4 protein-coding genes are annotated in these 6751 nt (G+C 30.8%); 3 read left to right on the top strand and 1 reads right to left on the bottom strand.

Going from position 1 to position 6751, the window contains the following annotated elements:
• The first annotated feature begins 512 nt into the window (after positions 1–512).
• Genes Q0543_RS00730 through Q0543_RS00720 form a run of 3 tightly spaced genes read left to right on the top strand, consistent with a single transcriptional unit; the run spans position 513 to position 4998 of the window.
• Positions 513–1208 carry a hypothetical protein gene (locus Q0543_RS00730; RefSeq protein WP_299247669.1) on the top strand — a complete coding sequence of 232 codons (696 nt, stop codon included), beginning with the start codon at positions 513–515 and terminating at the stop codon, positions 1206–1208.
• Positions 1209–1213: 5 nt separating this feature from the next.
• Positions 1214–2833: an FAD-binding protein gene (locus Q0543_RS00725; RefSeq protein ID WP_299247666.1), complete on the top strand. Its 1620-nt coding sequence runs from the start codon at positions 1214–1216 to the stop codon at positions 2831–2833.
• A gap of 8 nt (positions 2834–2841) precedes the next feature.
• Positions 2842–4998 (top strand): 7TM diverse intracellular signaling domain-containing protein, encoded by a 2157-nt coding sequence (locus Q0543_RS00720; protein ID WP_299247664.1) that lies wholly within the window; start codon positions 2842–2844, stop codon positions 4996–4998.
• Positions 4999–5152: 154 nt separating this feature from the next.
• On the opposite strand, the gene Q0543_RS00715 is transcribed toward Q0543_RS00720, so the two are convergent.
• Positions 5153–6715, bottom strand: a complete 1563-nt coding sequence (locus tag Q0543_RS00715) for an NFACT RNA binding domain-containing protein (RefSeq protein ID WP_299247661.1) — start codon at positions 6713–6715, stop codon at positions 5153–5155.
• Positions 6716–6751 lie beyond the last annotated feature (36 nt).

Raw genomic sequence — 6751 nt, 5'->3', positions numbered from 1 at the left:
ACCCTCAGCAGCTGATTCTGCAGTATGCACATCATACAATTTTCTGAAATTTGCTTTAAATGCTACCAAATTATTGATTTCGTCATCAATATACAGAACCTTAATTTTTTTATCCACCATAGCTTTCAATAAATTAACCTATTAGTATTCTTTGTACGAAATTAAATAATAAATGATAGGTCCTTATTAAAAATGATATTTAATTTAGGGAGAATATTTTATGCTAGATAACAAAAAGGCTACTATTTAACGTATAAGACTATATTACTTCTACTTTAACAAAAAGATATTAATAAAATAAATAATAAATTCAATAACAATAACTTACATACTATTTTTAGATGGAATTATTAGATAATTTAATGGTTAAGCAAAAGTTTACACGGATTAAAATAAAATCTTTACTTTTCTAATTTATTGTCTCAAATTATTGAATTAATTATGCTTAAAATATCTTAATAAGCTAATGATTAATAACTTATATATACATAACAGTATCAATTTAATCTAAAATGATTAAAATTAGAGTATTTAGAGCTATTGATGATATTGAATCTTGTCAAAAATACCTTGAGGGACATGTAAGGGTTTTAAAAATATTTGGTATTACGATGATTACTTCGGCAAATATTGAATGGTTTTATGATCCGAATACCTATGTAATTATAGCAGAATCAGAAGATGGTGTAAAAGTATATGGAGGTGCACGCATACAAATTGCTAATAGCACCTTCCCTCTACCTATTGAAACTGCAGTTGAAGAATTTGATAGCTCTATACATGAATTAGTAAATAGACTTGCTGAAAATGGTGGTACGGGTGAACTATGTGGCTTGTGGAATTCAAGAGAAGTTGCTGGTTATGGATTAGGAAGTATTTATTTAGGCAGAGTTGGAGTTGCAATAGCTAAATTTTTGAATTTAAATTCACTTTTTGCTTTATGTGCGCCTTCTACAGTGAAAAATTGCATGCAAGTTGGTTTTAAAGTTGAAACCAGCCTTGGAAATGAAGGACTATTTTATTACCCCAAAGAAGACCTTTTAGCTACCGCAGTTATTTTAAAAGATGTTGTACAATTATCTTCAGCAGATCCATTTGAGCGCGAATGCATATTTGATTTAAGATTAAATCCACGTCAAACAACTATACAAGATTCAGCTAAAGGAGAAATGAAAATTGAATTTGATTTAGTTATTCCTCATAAATGAAAAAAATGCGTGATTCAAAAATGTTGTTAGAAGCACTTGCTACAATTGTTGGCCTCAATAATGTAATAAGTAGTGAAGTGTATCTATCTGAAATTGAAACTGCAACTTATTCAACCAATCAAAAAATCAATTGTGTTGTTAAACCCAGAGATAAATTTGAATTGCAAAAATGCATTGTACTAGCCAATGAATATGAAGTTTCAGTCTATATCATTAGCGGTGGAAAAAATTGGGGATATGGATCAAGAGTCCCTGTTTGGGACCAATCAATTGTTTTTGATCTAGCCCATCTAACTGCTATTAATGATTACAATGAAACGTTAGGGTATGTTAAAATTGAGCCTGGTGTAACATATAGCCAATTATTTTCTTTTCTCAGAAAGAAAAACTCTGAACTTCTTATAAGTATTACAAGTAGTAGTAAAGATTCAAGTATTGTTGGGAATATAATGGAGCGAGGAATCGGCACTGGATTGTATGCTGATAGACTTTCAAATGCGTGTTGCTTTGAGGTACTTTTACCAACTGGTGAATTTATAACAACCGGATTTGGAAATAAATCAAATGCTGTCTCTGCTAATGTATATAAATGGGGCGTAGGCCCATACACCGATGGACTATTCACTCAATCTAATTTAGGCATTGTTACCGAATTGACACTTTGGTTGATGCCTTGCCCAGATTATTTTCAATTATTATTTTATCAAATCAACGATCTAGATAAATTTTCATTTTTTACAGATTCATTACAAAAATTAATGATGAAGGGGCTTGTTAGACCTACCGTTTCATTATTTAATTTCCATCGAATAATTGCTACTGTAGGCAAATATCCTTGGGAACATAGTGATGCTATTTCAAAAACAAAAGCAATAAACAAAATTGAACTAATAAAAAAAGAAGCCAACGCAGTTATTGATGTGGGGCTATGGAACGGTGAAATATCTGTTAGAGGCATAGATAAAGAACATGCTGATATGCAGACTAATTTTATTAAAAAGACTATTGCCCCTTTTATAGAAAAGCTTGTAGTATATGAATTTTCTAAAAATGAAATGCTACTGTTATTGAACGAAGATAAGGATACAGTTAATACTGAAAATCAAGATGAAGATCTCGTAAAAAATTTTCTTATAAAAAAATATTTAGGCATTCCAAGTGATAATGCTATTCATCAATGTTATTGGAAAAAAAAGGGAGAGATTCCTTTACTATTAGATCCAGATAAAGATGGATGTGGACTATTATGGTTTAGCCCTATAGTTCCATTCCAAAGCGTTTATTTAAATAAAGCAATTAATACGATTGAATCTATAGTTGAAAAATATGGATTTGATCCTGCTATTTCACTCCAATGCATGTCCGAACGGTGCATACATATTATTGCTTCTATTTCTTGGGATAGAGAAGTAAAGGACGAAGATGAAAAGGCTATTAACTGTTACAAAGAATTGAGAAAAACACTAAACGAAGCAGGCTTTCATTTTTATAGAGAATCAACTTTATCGATGATTGAACCACATAATGATAATAATTATGATTATTTTTTACAAAAAATTAAAAAAAGCCTTGACCCTAAAAATATTTTAGCACCAGGTAGGTATATTAAAAATAAGAATTTATGAGTAATCGTTTGACAATATTTTTATTATTTATTTCAATTGCTCTATGTTCAATTAAATTAAAAGCAGAAAATCCTGATAAAACGTTCGTATTTTATGATAGTATAAAAACTATACGGATAAATGGAGAAAAGTACTTTGATATTTTAGAAGATAAATCTGGGATTCTTAATTTTTCACAAATTGCTCAAAAGCAATTTAAAGGCTGTACACAGAAAATCCCCAATTGTGGTGTAACATCATCAAACTTCTGGATAAAGTTTAAAATTAAAAATGCTTCATCAAATAGCGACTTGCTTTTGGAATTAGCTCAACCTACCATCAATGAAATAGAATTTTACATTGTTAATAGTACTGGAAAAATTGAAAAGATTAAATCAGGTATACATATACCTTTTCAAAACCGAAAATATCAATGCACAAATTATATTTTCGATCTTAATATTGCTCCTGAACAAACCAATACATATTATATAATGGTTAAAAGTGGGGATCAGATTATGATTCCAATTTCAATAGGAAAAGCCCAATTTATATACGAATCTATCGCTTCAAAAAATACGATTTTTGGCATTTATGTCGGAATCATTATCGTTATGGTATTGTATAACTTTTTTATTTACCTAACAGTAAAAGATAAAACGTATCTTTTATACGTTACATATATAATCCTAGTAGGGCTTTCACAACTTTCAATTCATGGGTATACCTATGAATATTTATGGCCAAATTCTCCTAAGATTGCCCGCATGAGTGTTTATTTACTCACTTCTCTAACGAGCATATCTGCAATTCCTTTTTTGAGGAATTTTTTACAAACAAAAAAATATATACCTAAACTTGACCTGCTCTTAAATGTTTTTATGTCTGTATTCTTTATTTGTATAATATTATTATTTTTCAATTTCCATAATCTAAGTTTTCAGTTGATGCAAATAGATTCAATGCTACTTGCTATATATCTGCTATTTATTGGTATCAAAATTAATAAACAAGGTTATAAACCTGCACGATTTTTTCTGTTAGCTTGGTCAATACTTTTAATAGGAGTATTTGTATTTATTCTAAAAGATTTTGCAGTGTTACCATATAATAATTTTACCTGTTATATGATGCCTGCAGGCTCTGCAATAGAAGTAATTTTGCTTTCCTTTGCTTTAGCAGACAGAATTAATATCTTAAAAAAAGAAAAGGAAGAATTTCAAACGCAAGCATTAGATGCGTTATTACAAACTGAATTGATCGTACGAAACCAAAATATTGTGTTAGAAAATAAAGTAGAAGAACGGACAAAAAAACTACAAGACATAAACGGGGAATTATCTACTACTTTATCAGAATTAAGACATACACAATCTCAGTTGGTTAATTCTGAAAAAATGGCATCTCTTGGACAATTAACTGCTGGTATTGCGCACGAAATAAATAACCCAATCAATTTTGTAGTTTCAAATGTTAAACCTTTGAAAAGGGATATTGAAGAAATATATGAATTAATCAATCGCTACGATACCATTAATGTTGGAGATGATGATTCAAGTGAAAAAATTATTGAAGTTAAAAAATATAGAGAAGAAATTGAATACGACTACTTGAAACAAGAAATAAGCCATATGATTAAAGGGATTGAGGATGGCGCTATGCGCACTGCAAATATTGTAAAAGGACTGAGAATATTCTCACGATTAGACGAAAATGATTTAAAGAGAACAGATATTACTGAAGGTATAGAAGCAACATTAACGTTATTGAATCCTGAAATAAACGGATCTATTGAACTCGTTAAAAACTATGCTAACCTACCTAAAATTGAATGCTTCCCTGGAAAATTAAATCAAGTTTTTATGAATATTTTAACTAATGGCATTTATGCAATAAAAGAAAATACACAAAGAGTTGAAAAAGGTAAATTAGAAATTACTAGTTCATTTGATGAGCAATTTGTAAGAATTAGTATTAAAGATAATGGAATTGGAATGTCAGATGATGTAAGAATAAAAATATTTGGCCCGTTTTTTACGACAAAGCCTATTGGAAAAGGCACAGGATTAGGAATGTCGATTACATTCTCTATTATTAATGATCATCATGGATCCATTAATTTATATACCCAACGTTATATAGGTTCTGAATTTATAATCCAACTGCCTATTAATTATAAAAATTAATCTACTAAGTGCTTTGTAAGAATTCTCATATAAATAAAAATAGATGCTAAACTACTTTTCTAAAAAAATTATCATAATTAATTTGACTTAATTATTCATAAAATAGTTTTTACCAAGCTTTATATACCACCAATAGTTTAATCAATAAATTAATTTATTTACGTTTCAAACCTTCCGCCTCTTTCATATCTTGAGGCACAACCATAATCACCTCTTCGCGCTCCATTTTCATAGAACCCAATGCGCCGCCTTTAAATTTCCGAACAAATTTCTTTTGCGTGTACGATACAGGACATAAGCTATCGTTTTTTAAGGTAGAATAATATGCAGATAAGGCAGCAGCTTTTTCTATCACATCTTGCGGAAAAGATTTATTAGACTGATACTTGATAATCACATGCGAACCCGGAACATTGCGTGCATGTAGCCACAGATCGTCTTTATGCGCATACTTCAAGGTCAGCAATTCATTATTAGCAGCATTTCTACCAACCCAAATTTCAAACCCATTTACGTTATATCGTTTGAAGGGAAAAATCTGTTCGACCGCTTTCTCTTCCTTTTGATATTTCAGTTCAAGTACTTGTAATTGCTTGTATTCTGAAATTACATTCAATGCATCCAAATCTTCTTGATACCCAACTTGCTTTTGTTTGCGTTCTTCTACAATTAATTCAAGTTGTTTGAATTGTTTGTGTCTATTTTTCGATTTCTTATATAACTGCTCTGCCATTTTTTGAGGAGAGAGTCTTTCCTTTAATTGAACGACAATATTTTTATTTCGATAAAAATCAAATAGCTCCCGTTCCTTCTGTCCAGCAGGCCAATCATGCAGATTCGCCATAATAATATCTGCTATTTCATTGGGAGGCATTAACTCATACAAAAGGACCAATTGCTCGCTTGTCTTTTTAATGTACTTTTCAGCTGCGTCTATTTTTTTAATCAGTTGCGTTTGTAATTTCAACCTGCGTTCCTGAAATAGATTATATCTAAAATAGAATTGTGAAAATTTATTCAAGGCATCCAATATATCTTCCGAAGAATAAATGGTGTATTCATTCTGCCAAAGACAAAAAGATACTTGTTGATTTTCAAGTTGAATATAATACTGTTCAGCTAAGGCAAACCGATTGTATATACCCTGCATCTTTTTTGCAGCATCTACACCAATAATGTCACCAACCTGTTCTCGAATATAGGCTTGTACCGATGGCGCCAAATACATGGGCTTCAGCATTGCATCTATCGATTGTTCGGGGTTGAAATGTATCGTCTTATGTATTGCAGATAGTAAAAATTCATAATCGCGTGCGTGCACTTTTTTAACAATTTCCAATACACCCGTTTCACCAATCAATAATACATTGGATCGGTTGGCATACATCTTAAATAAAATGCTGGTACCATCTATTAATTCAATAACAATACTGCGATCGTTCGAGCCTGCATAAATCCGTTGTACGGCTAATCCATTTGCTTCTGTAAAATATGGGTGTACATTGTGCTTGGGCTTCGTAATTTCTTCAGGTGCAGAAATACACTGAAAGGAATCTTTCAAAATTACTTTTACATAAAAGAGAGATTGATCTTCTTTTTTAAAAACCAAACACAACTCATCTGCTTGCGGAGAGAAACATTCCGAAAAAATTGCGCGCTCCAACTCTTGATTAAAGCGCTCTGCGAGTGTATGAAGTATAAAAAAACTGCTTTGCACGAACGGAGTATTTTATTTTTTATAGAACGACTCTAT

It is taken from the genome of uncultured Cytophaga sp., assembly GCF_937863595.1.
GTDB lineage: Bacteria > Bacteroidota > Bacteroidia > Cytophagales > Cytophagaceae > Cytophaga.
The sequence above is the reverse complement of the archived record's forward strand: the minus strand, read 5'-3'. Positions and strand labels throughout refer to the sequence as shown.